At 68.9% G+C, this 14,675-nt stretch carries 11 protein-coding genes; 9 read left to right on the top strand and 2 right to left on the bottom strand.

Features of this window, described 5'->3' with window-relative positions:
* Nucleotides 1-135 precede the first annotated feature (135 nt).
* Both NNZ72_RS12940 and exoR read left to right on the top strand, forming a co-directional pair.
* On the top strand, nt 136-1,317 hold the full coding sequence (locus tag NNZ72_RS12940) for an outer membrane protein transport protein (protein ID WP_257315730.1): 1,182 nt from the start codon (nt 136-138) through the stop codon (nt 1,315-1,317).
* A gap of 361 nt (nt 1,318-1,678) precedes the next feature.
* Nucleotides 1,679-2,482: an exopolysaccharide production regulator ExoR gene (exoR, locus tag NNZ72_RS12945; protein WP_257315731.1), complete on the top strand. Its 804-nt coding sequence runs from the start codon at nt 1,679-1,681 to the stop codon at nt 2,480-2,482.
* Nucleotides 2,483-2,614: 132 nt separating this feature from the next.
* Here exoR and xth read toward each other — a convergent pair whose 3' ends face one another.
* Together xth and erpA are read right to left on the bottom strand one after the other, a co-directional pair.
* Nucleotides 2,615-3,406, bottom strand: coding sequence for an exodeoxyribonuclease III (gene xth / locus NNZ72_RS12950; protein WP_257315810.1), 792 nt, complete (start codon nt 3,404-3,406; stop codon nt 2,615-2,617).
* A 33-nt stretch (nt 3,407-3,439) separates the two neighbouring features.
* Nucleotides 3,440-3,772 (bottom strand): iron-sulfur cluster insertion protein ErpA, encoded by a 333-nt coding sequence (erpA, locus tag NNZ72_RS12955; protein WP_257315732.1) that lies wholly within the window; start codon nt 3,770-3,772, stop codon nt 3,440-3,442.
* Between the two features lie 218 nt (nt 3,773-3,990).
* On the opposite strand from erpA, the gene NNZ72_RS12960 reads away from it, so the two are divergent.
* The 7 genes from NNZ72_RS12960 (at nt 3,991) to NNZ72_RS12990 (ending at nt 14,652) form a co-directional block, all read left to right on the top strand.
* Nucleotides 3,991-5,208, top strand: coding sequence for a deoxyguanosinetriphosphate triphosphohydrolase (locus NNZ72_RS12960; RefSeq protein WP_257315733.1), 1,218 nt, complete (start codon nt 3,991-3,993; stop codon nt 5,206-5,208).
* Between the two features lie 67 nt (nt 5,209-5,275).
* Complete coding sequence (gene argS, locus NNZ72_RS12965; protein WP_257315734.1) at nt 5,276-7,036, top strand: arginine--tRNA ligase; 1,761 nt, start codon at nt 5,276-5,278, stop codon at nt 7,034-7,036.
* A gap of 63 nt (nt 7,037-7,099) precedes the next feature.
* Complete coding sequence (locus NNZ72_RS12970) at nt 7,100-10,714, top strand: SPOR domain-containing protein (protein ID WP_257315735.1); 3,615 nt, start codon at nt 7,100-7,102, stop codon at nt 10,712-10,714.
* Between the two features lie 97 nt (nt 10,715-10,811).
* Complete coding sequence (nagZ, locus tag NNZ72_RS12975; protein WP_257315736.1) at nt 10,812-11,831, top strand: beta-N-acetylhexosaminidase; 1,020 nt, start codon at nt 10,812-10,814, stop codon at nt 11,829-11,831.
* A 79-nt stretch (nt 11,832-11,910) separates the two neighbouring features.
* Complete coding sequence (locus NNZ72_RS12980) at nt 11,911-12,705, top strand: segregation and condensation protein A (RefSeq protein WP_257315737.1); 795 nt, start codon at nt 11,911-11,913, stop codon at nt 12,703-12,705.
* 61 nt (nt 12,706-12,766) lie between these two features.
* Nucleotides 12,767-13,414, top strand: coding sequence for an SMC-Scp complex subunit ScpB (scpB, locus tag NNZ72_RS12985; RefSeq protein WP_257315811.1), 648 nt, complete (start codon nt 12,767-12,769; stop codon nt 13,412-13,414).
* Between the two features lie 125 nt (nt 13,415-13,539).
* Entirely contained in the window at nt 13,540-14,652 is a 1,113-nt protein-coding gene (locus NNZ72_RS12990; RefSeq protein WP_257315738.1) for an ABC transporter ATP-binding protein, read from the top strand.
* The last annotated feature ends 23 nt before the right edge of the window (nt 14,653-14,675 follow it).

Here is a 14,675-nt window from a genome sequence, read left to right on the forward strand (position 1 = left end):
AGCCGCGCCGGCCTCCGGCGCGGTTTTTTTGTCCGCGTCCCCGGAGAGTGGGTGTCCGCCGCTCACGAAATCTTAACCACGAGCAGGGAAACATGATGCGGTGCGGAGAGGTGCCGGGCGGCACCGGGAGGGTCGATGATCACCGCGATTTTCAGGACCGGAATGATGACCGCCATGGCCTTGACGGCGGTGGCCGGAGCGGCGCAGGCCGGCGGCTTCAGCCGCGGCGAGGCGGACACCGACATCCTCTACGAGGACGGCGCGGCGGCCTTCCGCATGAAGTCCACCTTCGTCGCCCCGCAACGCAGCTTCGAGACGATCAACGGCGTCTCCTCCACCGACGGCGACCACCTCGACGGCTACTTCGTGCCGAGCGTCGGCGTAATGGCGCGCATGTCGGACAATTTCGCCTGCGCCGGCACCTACACGCAGCCCTTCGGCGCCTCGGCGGACTACGGACCGCAGGCGCAGGCGGCGGACGCGGCCGCCTCGCCCACGGGCAATGCCACGATCGGCGCGAGCTTCACGACCCATGAATACGGCCTCACCTGCGCGGTGCGGACGGACCTGGAGAGCGGCCGCTTCACCTTCCTCGGCGGGGTGTTCCTGCAGAGCTTCGACTACACGGAAGTCTCGCGGCTCGGCACGCTGCGCCTGAAGGACGACAGCGAGCTCGGCTACCGGCTCGGCGCGGCCTACGAGATTCCCGACATCGCGCTGCGCGCCGAGCTGCTCTACCGCTCCGAGGTCCGCCACGAGGGCGACGGCGGCTTCACCGTCAGCGCCGCCGGCGCGCCGGTGCTGAGCGCCATCACCGGCACGGTCGTCCCGGCCGGGCTGGAGCTGCCGGCCGTCGGCGCCGGAACGCTGCCGCAGTCGGTGGAGCTCAGCCTGCAGAGCGGCATCGCCCCCGGCTGGCTCGCCTTCGGCTCCGTCAAGTGGACGGACTGGAGCGTCCTGCCGACGCTCGACTACACGATCACCGGCCTCGGCCCGCTGGTGAAGAACTTCCGTTTCCGCGACGGCTGGACGGTCACCGGCGGCATCGGCCACACCTTCACCGACACGATCTCCGGCGCCGTCAGCCTGACCTGGGACCGCGGCGTCGGCACGGGCGCCGACATCATGACGGACACCTGGACCGTCGGCATCGGCACCGCGATAAAGGCCGGCCCCGGCGAGTTTCGCGTCGGCGGCGCGGTGAGCTATCTGACCTCGGGCAGCCAGACGGCCGGCCCGACGCTTGCCGATTACAACGCCACGGTCGGCGGCGATTTCGCCTACGGCGCGAACCTCTCCTATCTCGTCAAGTTCTGAACGGCGACAGCCGCGGGCAAACGGGGTCCGCCGTCATGGCGGGCCCCGTTTCGGTCGGTGCCCGCCCGCCGCGCGGCCATGCGGATGGGGAAAGCCCGACGGCTGCGCAAGACCTGTGACGGAATCGCAACAGATTTTTTCCACGCGTTTGCTACACAGCCCGGGAAGCGACGATATGTCCATTTCCCGCCACAAACGGGGCGCAGCGATAGGGGCATCAAGACGCGTGGAACCGCGCCCGAAGGAAACGATGAGCCAGCCCATGTCAACGACGCCGGACCTGCCGGGACATCGCACGCGCCCCGTGCGGCTTTCCCGATCCGGCACGGGACGGACGGCCCGGCGCGGAATTGAAGAAGTGATGCCCAGGTCCGAGTTGTTGCCGATGAAAGTCATGGTATTGGGGCTTTGCCTGTCGCTCTCCTGCGGGATGGCGACCGCGGCCCTCGCATTCGATCCCCAGTCCGGCGTCAGCAAGGAAAGCGGCCCCTTCGATCTCTTCAAGTTCGGCTTCTTCTCCTACAAGGAAGGCCGCAAGAACGACGCCGTCGAGGCCTACCGCTACGCCGCCGAGAAGGGCCATACCGGCTCGCGCTGGGCGCTCGCCAACATGTATGCCGACGGCGACGGCGTGCCGGAAAACGACCTGGAAGCCTTCAAGATCTACAGCGACATCGCGCGCGCCGGCGTCGAGCCGGGCTCGGAGGACACCGGCTATTTCGCCAATGCGCTGATCGCGCTCGCGAGCTACTACCGCCGCGGCATTCCCGACAGTCCGGTCAAGGTCGACCTCAACCAGGCGCGCCAGCTCTATTTCCAGGCGGCCTCCGCCTTCGGCATTCCCGAGGCGCAGTTCCAGCTCGCCCGCATGATGCTGACCGGCGAGGGCGGCAATGTCAGCGTCCACCAGGCGAAGAAGTGGCTGAACCGCGCGCGCAACAACGGGCACGCCGGCGCCATGGGCCTGTTCGGCAGCATCCTCTTCCAGGAGGGCCAGACCGCCCGCGGCCTCGCCTTCATGACCGCCGCGCTCGACCACTGCGCGCCGAAGGACCGCGAATGGCTGCAGGCCATGCAGGAGGAAGCCTTCTCCGTCGCCAGCGAGGAGGATCGCCGCACCGGCGTCGCGCTCGCGCAGAACATCCGCTTCAATCCGGACGAGTAGGGGCGGCCGCCCCTCATCCCCCAGCCGGGACCTTCTCCCCGCAAGCGGAGAGAAGGGGGAATGCGACCGCGGCATCCGTTCCTTGCCCCGCTTGCGGGGAGAGGATGCCGGCAGGCAGGTGACGGGCCGCTCCTACGCCGCGAAGTCGAAGACGCCGACCACGGGCACGTGGTCGGAGGGCTTTTCCCAGTTGCGCACGTGCTTTTCGACGGCCGTCGAGATGAGCCGGTCTGAGGCTTCCGCCGAGAGCATCAGGTGGTCGATGCGGATGCCCTTGTTCTTCGGCCAGCAGCCGGCCTGGTAGTCCCAGAACGTATAGAGCGGCACGGCGTCCGTGGTGGCGCGCACGGCGTCCGTGAGGCCGAGGTTCTCCAGCCGGCGGAAGGCCTGCCGCGTCTCGGGCAGGAAGAGCGCGTCGCCCTCCCAGGCCCTGACGTCGAAGCAGTCGTGCGGCTCGGGGATGACGTTGTAGTCGCCGGCGAGCACCAGGGGCTCCTCCAGCGCCAGCCGGTCCTCGGCGAAGGCCAAGAGCCGGTCCATCCAGGCGAGCTTGTAGGGATATTTCACCGGATCGCCCGGCGGGTTGCCGTTCGGAAGATAGATCGAGCAGACGCGGATCGCGCCGCCGTCCACGGAGAAGACGCCCTCGATGAAGCGGGCCTGCTCGTCCTCGCCGTTGCCGGGAAGGCCGCGGCTGATCTCGTCGGGGCGGATCTTCGAGAGCAGCGCCACGCCGTTGAAGCCCTTCTGGCCGTGCGTCTCTACGTGATAGCCGAGCGCCTCGATCTCCAGCCGCGGGAAACCCTCGTCGAGCGTCTTGATCTCCTGCAGCGCGACGATGTCCGGGACCGATTCCGTCAGCCAGGCGAGGAGGTTGTCGATGCGGGCGCGCACGCCGTTGATGTTCCAGGTGGCGATCTTGATCGGCATGCGGTCCCCGTGAGCGTGCGGTTCAGGTCAGATGGAGAAGCTGGTGCCGCAGCCGCAGCTCGCAATCGCGTTCGGATTGCGGATCTGGAAGGACTGGCCGAGCAGGTTGTCGACGAAGTCGATCTCCGAGCCGTCCATGTAGACGAGCGAGAGCTGGTCGATCAGCACGCGGGCGTCGCCCTTCTCCAGCACGAGGTCGTCGTCCTGCCGGTCGGAGACGAGGTCGAACTTGTAGGAGAAGCCGGAGCAGCCGCCGCCCTCGACGGAGACGCGCAGCGCCTGCTTGTCCGGATCGGCGCCGAGGATCGAGGCGATGCGGCGGGCGGCCGCGTCGGAAATGGTGATGGACGTGTCGGTCATGTCTGCCTCCTTCCGGGTCGGTGCCCGGAGAGAATCGCCGGTCTCGCGGCGGCGGCGGACAAGCCGCCCGCCGGTCCGCCGCAGGTGGAGGGGTTGTCGTAAGCAGGTGAAAAGACTTGCATTCCCCGTTCGCCTTGCAGCCGGACTTGCCGCTGTGCACACTATAGGTATGAAGGCAGCGAGGCCGCGTCAATGGGCGGCGTGAAGACGGAGACGGAATGACCCTGGACAGACATGCGCTCGGCTTCGGCGCCGGACAGCGCGCGCTCTATGCCTCCGATCCCTGGGCGAGCCGCGGCCGGCTCTTCCCCGAGGCCGAGAGCCCGACGCGCTCCGACTTCCAGCGCGACCGCGACCGCATCGTCCATACCACCGCCTTCCGGCGCCTGAAGCACAAGACGCAGGTCTTCATCGCCGCCGAGGGCGACCATTACCGCACGCGCCTCACGCACACGATCGAGGTGGCGCAGATCGCCCGCGCGCTCGCCCGCGCCCTCAAGCTCGACGAGGATCTCGCCGAAGGCGTGGCGCTGGTGCACGATTTCGGCCATACGCCCTTCGGCCATACCGGCGAGGACGCGCTGCACGAGGTGCTGGAGCCCTTCGGCGGCTTCGACCATAACGCCCAGTCGCTGCGCATCGTCACCAAGCTGGAGCGCCGCTACGCCGATTTCGACGGGCTGAACCTCACCTGGGAGAGCCTCGAAGGCCTCGTCAAGCACAACGGCCCGCTGATCTCGCCTTCGGGCGAGGGCACGCGCGGCCTCGTGCCGCGTCCGATCCTCGACTATTGCGCGATCCACGATCTCGAAATCGGCAGCTTCGCGAGCCTGGAAGCCCAGGTGGCGGCGATCGCCGACGACATCGCCTACAACACCCACGACATCGACGACGGCCTGCGCTCCGGCTATCTCACCTTCGAGATGCTGGAGGAGATCCCCTTCCTCGCGCGGCTGATGGCGGAGGTGCGCGCGCGCTATCCCGGCCTCGAACCCTCGCGCTTCACCCACGAGATCATGCGCCGGCAGATCACCGCCATGGTCGAGGACGTGATCGGCTATGCGCAGCGGGCGATCCGCGACGTGCAGCCGGAAAGCGCCGACGACGTGCGCCGCGCCGGCCGGCCGCTCGCCACCTTCTCCGAGGAGATGGCCGTCACCGACCGTGCGATCAAGGCGATGCTCTTCGCGCACATCTACCGCCACCCGGAGGTGATGCGCGTGCGCGCCAACGCCGCCTCGATCCTCACCGACCTCTACCATGCCTATATGGACGACCCGCTGCTCATGCAGGGTCACTACTGGGTGGACCGGATCGCCGGCATGCCGGAATCGGCCCGCGCCCGCCATGTCGGCGACTATCTCGCCGGCATGACCGACAACTACGCCATCAGCACCCACCGCCGTCTGTTTGACCACACCCCGGAATTGCGATAGTCAGCCGCCGACCCGAACTTCTTCACGTCGAGGCCCCTTGCGGCCCGGCGCGGACGGATGGAACGAGATGAACCTTTTTACAGACTTCGACAACAGAATCAAAAACGTGCTCGAAGGACTTGAGATCGTCCGTGAAAAGCGGGCCGAGCTCGATTTCGGCCGGATCAGCGTCGAGCCGCCGCGCGACGCGAGCCACGGCGACGTCGCGACCAACGCCGCCATGGTGCTCGCCAAGCCGCTCGGCCTCAATCCGCGCGCGCTCGCCGACCTGATCGTCGCCGAGCTGGCGAAGGACCCGGAAGTGGCCGACGTCGGCGTCGCCGGCCCGGGCTTCATCAACGTGCGCCTCTCCGTCGCCTACTGGCAGAAGCTGCTTGCCGCCATGCTGACGGCCGGCGCGGACTACGGCCGCGGCGCGCTCGGCGCCGGCCGCAAGGTCAATGTCGAATACGTCTCGGCCAACCCGACCGGGCCGATGCATGTCGGCCATTGCCGCGGCGCCGTCGTCGGCGACGCGCTCGCCAACCTGCTCGCCTTCGCCGGCTACGACGTGACGAAGGAATACTACATCAACGACGCCGGCTCGCAGATCGACGTGCTGGCGCGCTCCGTCTTCCTGCGCTACCGCGAGGCGTTGGGCGAGACGATCGGCGACATCCCGCCGGGCCTCTATCCGGGCGACTATCTGGTCCCGGTCGGCAAGGCGCTCGCCGACGAATACGGCACGAGCCTGCGCGGCATGTCCGAGGCGCAATGGCTGCCGATCGTCCGGGACAAGGCGATCGACGCGATGATGGCGATGATCCGCGAGGACCTCGCCGCCCTCAACGTCAGGCACGACGTCTTCTTCTCCGAGCGCTCGCTGCATGCCGGAAACGGCGCGCCGATCCGCACCGCCATCAACGACCTGACCTTCAAGGGCCATGTCTACAAGGGCGTGCTGCCGCCGCCGAAGGGCCAGCTTCCGGAAGACTGGGAGGACCGCGAGCAGACGCTGTTCCGCTCGACCGAGGTCGGCGACGACATCGACCGGCCGCTGATCAAGTCGGACGGCTCCTACACCTATTTCGCCGCCGACGTCGCCTATTTCAAGGACAAGTTCGACCGCGGCTTCGACGAGATGATCTACGTGCTCGGCGCCGACCACGGCGGCTACGTCAAGCGGCTGGAGGCGGTCGCCCGCGCGATCTCGGAAGGCCGGTCGAAGCTCACCGTGCTGCTCTGCCAGCTCGTGAAGCTCTACCGCAACGGCGAGCCGGTGAAGATGTCGAAGCGCTCCGGCGACTTCGTCACGCTGCGCGACGTGGTGGACGAGGTCGGCCGCGATCCGGTCCGCTTCATGATGCTCTACCGCAAGAACAGCGAGCCGCTCGACTTCGACTTCGCCAAGGTGACGGAGCAGTCGAAGGACAATCCGGTCTTCTACGTGCAGTATGCGCATGCGCGCTGCATGTCGGTGTTCCGCCAGGCGGCGGAGGCCTTCCCGGGCCTCGATGTCGCCGCGCTCGACCTTGCCGGCGCCGTCGAGGGCAACATCGCCGATCCGAGCGAGTTGCAGCTTCTGGCGAAACTGGCAGAATATCCGCGGATGATCGAGGCGTCGGCGGCGGCGCAGGAGCCGCATCGCATCGCGTTTTACCTCTATGATCTTGCCAGTGCATTCCATGCGCACTGGAACAAGGGCAAGGAACAGCCGGAATTACGGTTTGTTAACGATAAAAATAGAGAATTAAGCATTGCCAGACTTGGGCTGGTGCATGCTGTCGCTTCCGTTCTCAAGTCGGGCCTGGCCATTACAGGCACCGCAGCCCCGGACGAGATGCGATAACGTCACCATTTGCCCACAATAAGCTGGCAAACGCGTCTTTGTAGCTTGTGAGTGGGAAGCAGTATGGCAGACAAGAACTTCGCGCGAAGCGGCGCCGCCGGCAATGACTTTCTGGCGGACGACGATCCGTTGAGCGAGCTTGCCCGTCTGGTCGGCTACGAGCCGCGTCCGGTCCAGCCCGTCGTAACCCCGCTCGTCGAGCCGGTCCAGCCGGTCGAGCGGCACGCCAATCCGGTCCTCGCGCTCGAGGACGAGCTGATGCGCGCCTTCGAGCAGTACGACGCCCCGCGCCGCCGTGCCGCCGTCGAGCCCGTGCTGCCGCCGGAGCCGGAAAACCGTCCCGTCGAGCCCGTCTTCGAGGCGCCCGCGCCGGAAGCCGAGGATCGCGATGCCGTGCTCGACGCCGTGCCGGACCGCGACGAGGCCCATGCGCCGGCGCTCTCCCGTGAATATGAAGAGGACTATCGCGAGCGCGCGCCGGAATACGATACGGGCCTGCTGCTTGCCGACGAGGTCGAGGGCGTCGCGGACGAGGTGCCCGCCGTCGATCCCGTGCCGGTGTCCGAGCCCTTGGGCCGCCATATCGAGCCCGCGTTCGAGGCGTTCGCGCCGGAAGTCGACCATCGCGATGCTGACGCGGCGCCGGGCTATGGCGAGGCCCATGCGCCGGCGCGCTCCCATGAACATGAAGAGGACTATCGCGAGCCGGCACCGGAATACGATGCGGGCCTGCTGCTTGCCGACGAGGTCGAGGGCGCCGTGGACGAGGTGCCCGCCGTCGATCCCGTGCCGGTGTCCGAACCCGTGGGCCGCCACGCCGAGCCCGTCTTCGAGGCGTTCGCGCCGGAAGTCGAACATCGTGATGCCGTCCTCGACACGGTGCCGGGCTATGACGAGGCCTATGTGCCGGCGCTGTCCCGTGACGACGAAGAGAATTATCGCGAGCCGGCGCCGGAATACGATGCGGGCCCGCTGCTTGCCGACGAGGTCGAGAGCGTCGCGGACGAGGTGCCCGCCGTCGATCCCCTGCCGGTGTCCGAACCCGTGGGCCGCCACGCCGAGCCCGCGTTCGAGGCGTTCGCGCCGGAAGTCGAACATCGCGATGCTGATGCGGCGCCGGGCTATGACGAGGCCTATGCGCCGGCGCTCTCCCGTGAACATGAAGAGGACTATCGCGAGCGTGCGCCGGAATACGATGCGGGCCTGCTGCTTGCCGACGAGGTCGAAAGCGCCGTGGACGAGGTGCCCGCCGTCGAGGCCGGGCATCCCGGGCACGCCTTCGCCGAACGGCTGGAGCCGCGCTTCGAGGTGTCCGAGCCGCTGGTGGAGACCGTCGAGGACGAGGTTCCGTCTCTCGGAGCCGCGCAGGAGCCGGTCTTCCTCGGCCTGCAGCCGGCCGACGACGGGGTGCCGGATATCGGCGCCGATCTGGAGCGCGAGCTGGAGCTGTCGATCGGCGAGGGCTTTGCCGCGGCGATGACGCCCGGGCCGGACGTGCCGGCGGGCGAGGCCGCGTGGCTCGACGAGCCGCCGGCCGATGCGGAGCCCTTCCTCGCCGCGGAGCCGGCCTATGCCGAGGCCGCGCCGCAGTTCCTCGCCGAATTGCCGCGCGAGGCGCCGGAGGAGCATGCCCGCGCCAGGGCGGAGGCCGAGGCGCAGTGGCAGGCCGACGCCGAGCCCGCTTTCGAGCCGGAGCCCGCCTATGCCGTCGAGACCGTCGCCAGGGGCGGCGGCTACGACCACGACGAGCTGCTGGCCGAGGTCGAGCGCTTCCCCGTTCCCGAGGCCCGTTCGCCGCTTTCGGGCGTGACGCCGGTCGCCGACGCCACGCTGCGCGCCGCCTCGATCTTCAGCCGCGCCACGCCGGTGGTACACCGCGAGCCGGTGCGCCGCGAGCCGGAGGCGGAGCCCGTCGTCGCCGGGGCGCCCGAGCCGGCCGAGGCCGAGCCGGAGATCGATTTCGACAATTTCGAGCTCGATCTCGCCGACATCGACCTGGACCTGGATCCGGCCGAGCTGATGGTGGATCCCTTCCCGCAGGCCGCCGAGGCCGAGGCGCCGGTGGAGGAGGAGAAGCCGGCGCCCGTCGTCGCCGTTCCCGTCTCGACCTATACCGCCCCGCAGCCCGTGGCGGCCGAGACCGCCGACGGCGCGCTGCCCTTCGATCCGACGATGATCGCCGAGACCGACGAGGGCGTCACGCCCGTCACGGAACTCGACGTGCCGCAGCTTCCCGTTATCGAGAAGGAGAAGCCGCCGGTCCACCACGCCGACTACGACTTCGACATCGACGCCGAGATGGCGCAGCTCTTCGCCGCGCCGGACGGCAAGCCCGCCGAGGATGCGGCCTCCGCGGCCCATCCGGCGGCGCACATCGCCGAGGTCGACGATTTCGAGCGCGCGCTGGAAGAGGATTTCCGCCGCTCCCTGAGCGAGCCCGAGCGCATGGCCATCCCGGTCGATCCGGGTCCGGCCGACGGCCTCTACGCCGGCGACGGCTATGACGAGGTGCCTCCGGCGGCCCGCCGCGGCCTGCTGATCGCCGCCTCGCTCGCCGGCCTCCTGCTTGTCGGCGGTGGCGGCGTCTATGCCTGGATGTCCCTTGGCGGCGGCGTCGTCGGCTCCGGCGAGCCGCGCGTCATCCTCGCCGACAAGGAACCGGTGAAGATCGTGCCCGAGGAGAAGGGCGGCAAGACCGTTCCCAACCAGGACAAGGCCGTCTACGACCGCGTCGCCGGCAACACCGACGCCACGCCGCAGCAGGACCAGCTCGTCACCACGACGGAGGAGCCGGTGGACGTCGTCCAGCGGACGCTGACGCCGGAGACGCTGCCCTTCGACGGTCCGGCCGAGGACGACGGCCCCGTGGCGGAGGACGACGAGGGCCGCCTGCTTCCGGGCGTCGACGAGCCCGCGACGGCCGGGGCCGAGGACGGACGCACGCCGCTCGTCTCGCCGCGCAAGGTCAAGACGATGATCGTCAAGCCGGACGGCACGCTCGTCGCCCGCGAGGTGGACGCGCCGGAAACCGAGGTCGCAGCGGCCGAAGCCGCCCCCATCGACGCCAAGGCGACCGCCACGACGGCAGGTGCCGCCGCGGAAGCGGTGGCGACGGTCGACGAGACCGCGCGGCTGGCGGCCGACGCCGACGCGTCGCTGCGTGCGGAACAGGAGGCCGCCGAGGCGGAACCGCGCTCGGCGCTCGCCGAGGTCGCCGACATCGAGGTCGAGGACACCGCGCCGGTGCGCGTCGTCAAGACGACCACCGTCGGCAAGACAGACGGCAAGGCGCCGGTTCCGGAGACGCGGCCGGTCGACCAGCCCGTCACCGTCGTCGGCACGGTCACCGAGAACGGCAATCTCGCCGCCACGCCCGCGGCGGACGCCACGCCGACGGCGACGTCCGGCGAGACGCAGGTCGCCGCCGTCAGCCCCGGCGGCTACGTGGTCCAGATCGCCTCGCTTCCCTCCGAGGCGGAAGCGCAGAAGAGCTACAACACGCTGTCGGCCAAGTTCGCGAGCGTCATCGGCGGTCGCGGCGTGGATATCCGCAAGGCGGAGATTCCGAACAAGGGCACCTATTACCGCGTGCGCATCCCGGCCGGCTCCCGCGAGGAGGCGAATTCGCTCTGCAACCGCTACAAGAGCGCGGGCGGAAGCTGCCTCGTCACCCGCTGAGAAACGGGCTATAGCATCACGGGGAGGCGCGGGCTGCGGTCCGCGCCTCTTTTCCATCTGCCGCCGTCCCCACCGTCCCCGAACCGCTGTGTTTTCCATGACCCATTCGAAATCCTTCATTTCCGGCTGCAAGGGCCTGCGGCTCACCGAAGACGAGAAGGCCTTCTTCCGCGCCGAGCGGCCCTGGGGCTTCATCCTTTTCGGCCGCAACATCGGCGAGCCGGCGCAGGTGGCGGAGCTGACCGCCGAGATGCGCGACTGCGTCGGCGGCGACGGCAACGTGCCGGTGCTAATCGACCAGGAGGGCGGGCGCGTGCAGCGCATCAAGCCGCCGCACACGCAGCAGTACCCGAATGCCGCGGCGCTCGGCGCCATCTGGCGCGCCGACGAGGCGAGGGGGCTCCGCGCCGCCTGGCTGATGTCGCGCCTCCATGCCTTCGATCTCCTGCGCCTCGGCATCAACGTCGACTGCCTGCCGGTGCTCGACGTCGCCGTGCCGGGCGTGCACGACGTCATCGGCAACCGCGCCTACGGGCAGGACCCGGAGATCGTCTCGGCGATGGGCAAGGCGGCGGCGGAGGGTCTCAAGGCCGGCGGCCTGCTGCCGGTGATGAAGCACATGCCCGGCCACGGCCGCACCATGGTCGATTCGCACCACGACCTGCCGGTCGTCCATGCCTCCCGTGACGAACTGGAGGCCTGCGACTTCGTGCCCTTCCGGCGCATGAGGGACGAGCTGATGGCGATGTCCGCCCATATCGTCTTCACGGCCATCGACGCCGACAACCCGGCGACGACCTCGGCAAAAGTGGTGCGGGAGATCATCCGCGGCCATATCGGCTTCGACGGCCTGCTGATGTCGGACGACGTGTCGATGAACGCGCTTGCGGGCGACATGGCGGAAAGAACGAAGGGCATAGTTGCCGCCGGCCTCGACATGGTGTTGCATTGCCATGGCATCATGGAGGAAATGAAGGCGGTGGCGGAGAACGTGCCCGTGCTTGCGGGCGACAGCCTCCGACGGGCCGAGGCCGTGCGGGCCGGCTTCGGGGCGCCGGACGGCGCGGACGAACGGGCGCTGCGCGAGGAGTTCGATGCGATGATCGCGGTGGCATGAGAGAAGGATGGACGTGACGGGACCGGGTCCGAAGCCGCAGAAGAGGCCGCGCGCCGCAGGGGCTCCGCTTGGGGCGCCGATGGACGGCCTGTGGCAGGAGGACGCCGGGGAGCGGGCGAGCCACGAGGAAAGCCTCGTCGTCGACCTCGCCGGCTTCGAAGGCCCGCTCGACCTTCTCCTGCATCTCGCCCGCACGCAGAAGGTCGATCTCACCCGCATCTCCGTGCTGGCGCTCGCCGAGCAGTATCTGCAGTTCATCGACAGCGCTCGGCGCATCCGCATCGAGCTTGCCGCCGACTACCTCGTCATGGCGGCCTGGCTCGCCTATCTGAAGTCGCGCCTGCTCATCCCGAAACAGGCGAAGGACGACGGGCCGTCGGGCGAGGAGATGGCGGCGAGCCTCGCCTTCCGCCTGAAGCGGCTGGAGGCGATGCGCGACGCCGCCACGCGCCTCGTCAACCGCAACCGGCTCGGGCGCGACGTCTTCGTGCGCGGCATGCCCGAGCACATCCCGACCGAGCGCCATTCCGCCTTCGAGGCCTCGCTCTACGATCTGGTCAGCGCCTATGCGGCGCTGCGCCAGCGCCAGGCGATCACCCAGGTGACGATCGAGAAGCGCACCGTCTGGTCGCTTGCCGACGCGCGCGAGATCCTCGCCCATCTGATCGGCGGCGGCTTCGACGACTGGACGGCGCTCGACCGCTTCCTGCTGCGCTATCTCACCGACCCGGCCGAGCGCACGACGGCGATCGCCAGCGCCTTCGCCGCGACGCTGGAGCTGGTGCGCGAGGGGCGGCTGGAACTCAGGCAGGACGGCGCCTTCCAGCCGATCTACCTGCGCCGCGGCCCGCGGCCGGAGGGCGACGGTGACTGAGACGGTGGACGACAGCCTGCTGCCCGAGGCGACGGGCGAGACGGTGGCCGAGGCGCGCCGCATGCGCGAGGCGCTGCGCATCGCCGAAGCCCTCGTCTTCGCCTCCGCCGGGCCGGTGTCGGAGAGCTATATCGCCGACCGCCTGCCGCGCGGCGTCGAGGCGCATGCGGTGATGCGGCAGTTGCGGGCGCTCTATGCCGGGCGCGGCGTCAACCTCGTGCAGGTCCACGACCACTGGGCCTTCCGCACGGCGCCGGACCTCTCCTTCGTCATCCGCACCGACGAGATGGAGGTGCGCAAGCTCTCGCGCGCCCAGCTCGAGGTGCTGGCCATCATCGCCTATCACCAGCCCGTCACCCGCGCCGAGATCGAGGACATCCGCGGCGTGCAGACCTCCAAGGGCACGCTCGACGTGCTGATGGAGGCGGGCTGGGTGCGTTTCCGCGGCCGCCGGCGCTCGCCGGGCCGGCCCGTGACCTTCGGCACGACGCGCGATTTCCTCGACCATTTCGGCCTGGAGGAGCTGCGCGACCTGCCGGGGCTGGAGGAGCTGAAGGGCGCCGGCCTGCTGTCCGGCCGCATCCCCCCCGGCTTCCAGGTGCCGCTGCCGCTCGGCGAGGACGAGCTTGCCGAGGACGAGGACCCGATCACCCAGCTCGACCTGGAGGAGCTCGGACTCTTGACACCGGGCGGAAAAGAGGACGAATAGGCGAAGGTTATAGAGCCTTACCGCTTTTCCCCGAATCGCGAAAAAGCTCTATCGCATTGGTTCTACGCAATTCCGGACGCGAAACAGCTACGCGCCTTCACCGGAATTGCCCTGGGAAACTTCGCATGGCTTCGGACCCCTCGGGCTCCAACGGTATCGGGACGAGACGGGCACCGGCCGCCACCTTCGCGGCGCGGCTGACCTTCGAGGACGTCCATCACAGCTACCACAGCAGGGAAACGATCCGCGGCATCACGCTGACGGCCGAGCCGGGCGAGGTGCTGTGCCTGCTCGGCCCCTCCGGCTCCGGCAAGACGACGCTGCTCAGGATCGCCGCCGGCATCGAGGCGCAGACCGCGGGCCGGGTGCTGCTCGACGACCGCGAGATCGCCGGCCCCGCCGTCTTCCTGCCGCCGGAGCGGCGCGGCGTCGGGCTGATGTTCCAGGATTTCGCGCTCTTCCCGCATCTTTCGGTGCTCGACAACGTGCGCTTCGGCCTGACGGCGCTGCCGCGCGCGGAAGCCGAGGCCGAGGCGAACGTCGCGCTCGAACGGGTCGGCCTTGCCCATTACGCGCAGAAGTTCCCGCACCAGCTTTCCGGCGGCGAGCAGCAGCGGGTGGCGCTCGCCCGCGCGCTCGCGCCGCGCCCCTCGGTGCTCCTGATGGACGAGCCCTTCTCCGGCCTCGATTCGCGCCTCAAGGATTCGATCCGTGCCGACACGCTGACGATCCTGCGCCAGTCGCGCGCAAGCGCCATCGTCGTGACGCACGACGCCGAGGAGGCGATGCGCATGGGCGACCGGATCGCGCTGCTGCGCGACGGCCGGCTCGTGCAGGTCGGCACGGCGGAGGAACTCTATCTCAACCCGACGGATATCTTCACCGCCGCCTTCTTCTCCGAGATCAACGAGTTTCCCGGCCGCGTGCGCGGCGGCGTCGTGGAGACGCCGCTCGGCAATGTCGACGGCCGGCGCTTTGCCGACGGCGAGACGGTGCGCGTCGCGGTCCGCCTGTCGGGATTGAGGGTGCTGGAGGAGGGCGGAGCGATGCCCGCGCGCATATTGTCGCGTCGTTTCCTCGGTGTTGTCGAACTTTTGAACCTGGCGATACCCGGTACGGATCAACCGGTTAGGGCGCGCGTGCGGGCCGATCTGCTAGCTCATGGATTGCGCGACGTCACGCTTTCGGTTAACGAGCGCGACATACTGGTATTTGAAAAAGACGACCGAACGTCTTAAATCGGGGAAACAGTCCTCGTAAG

This window comes from Shinella pollutisoli, assembly GCF_024609765.1.
Classification (GTDB): Bacteria; Pseudomonadota; Alphaproteobacteria; order Rhizobiales; family Rhizobiaceae; genus Shinella; species Shinella pollutisoli.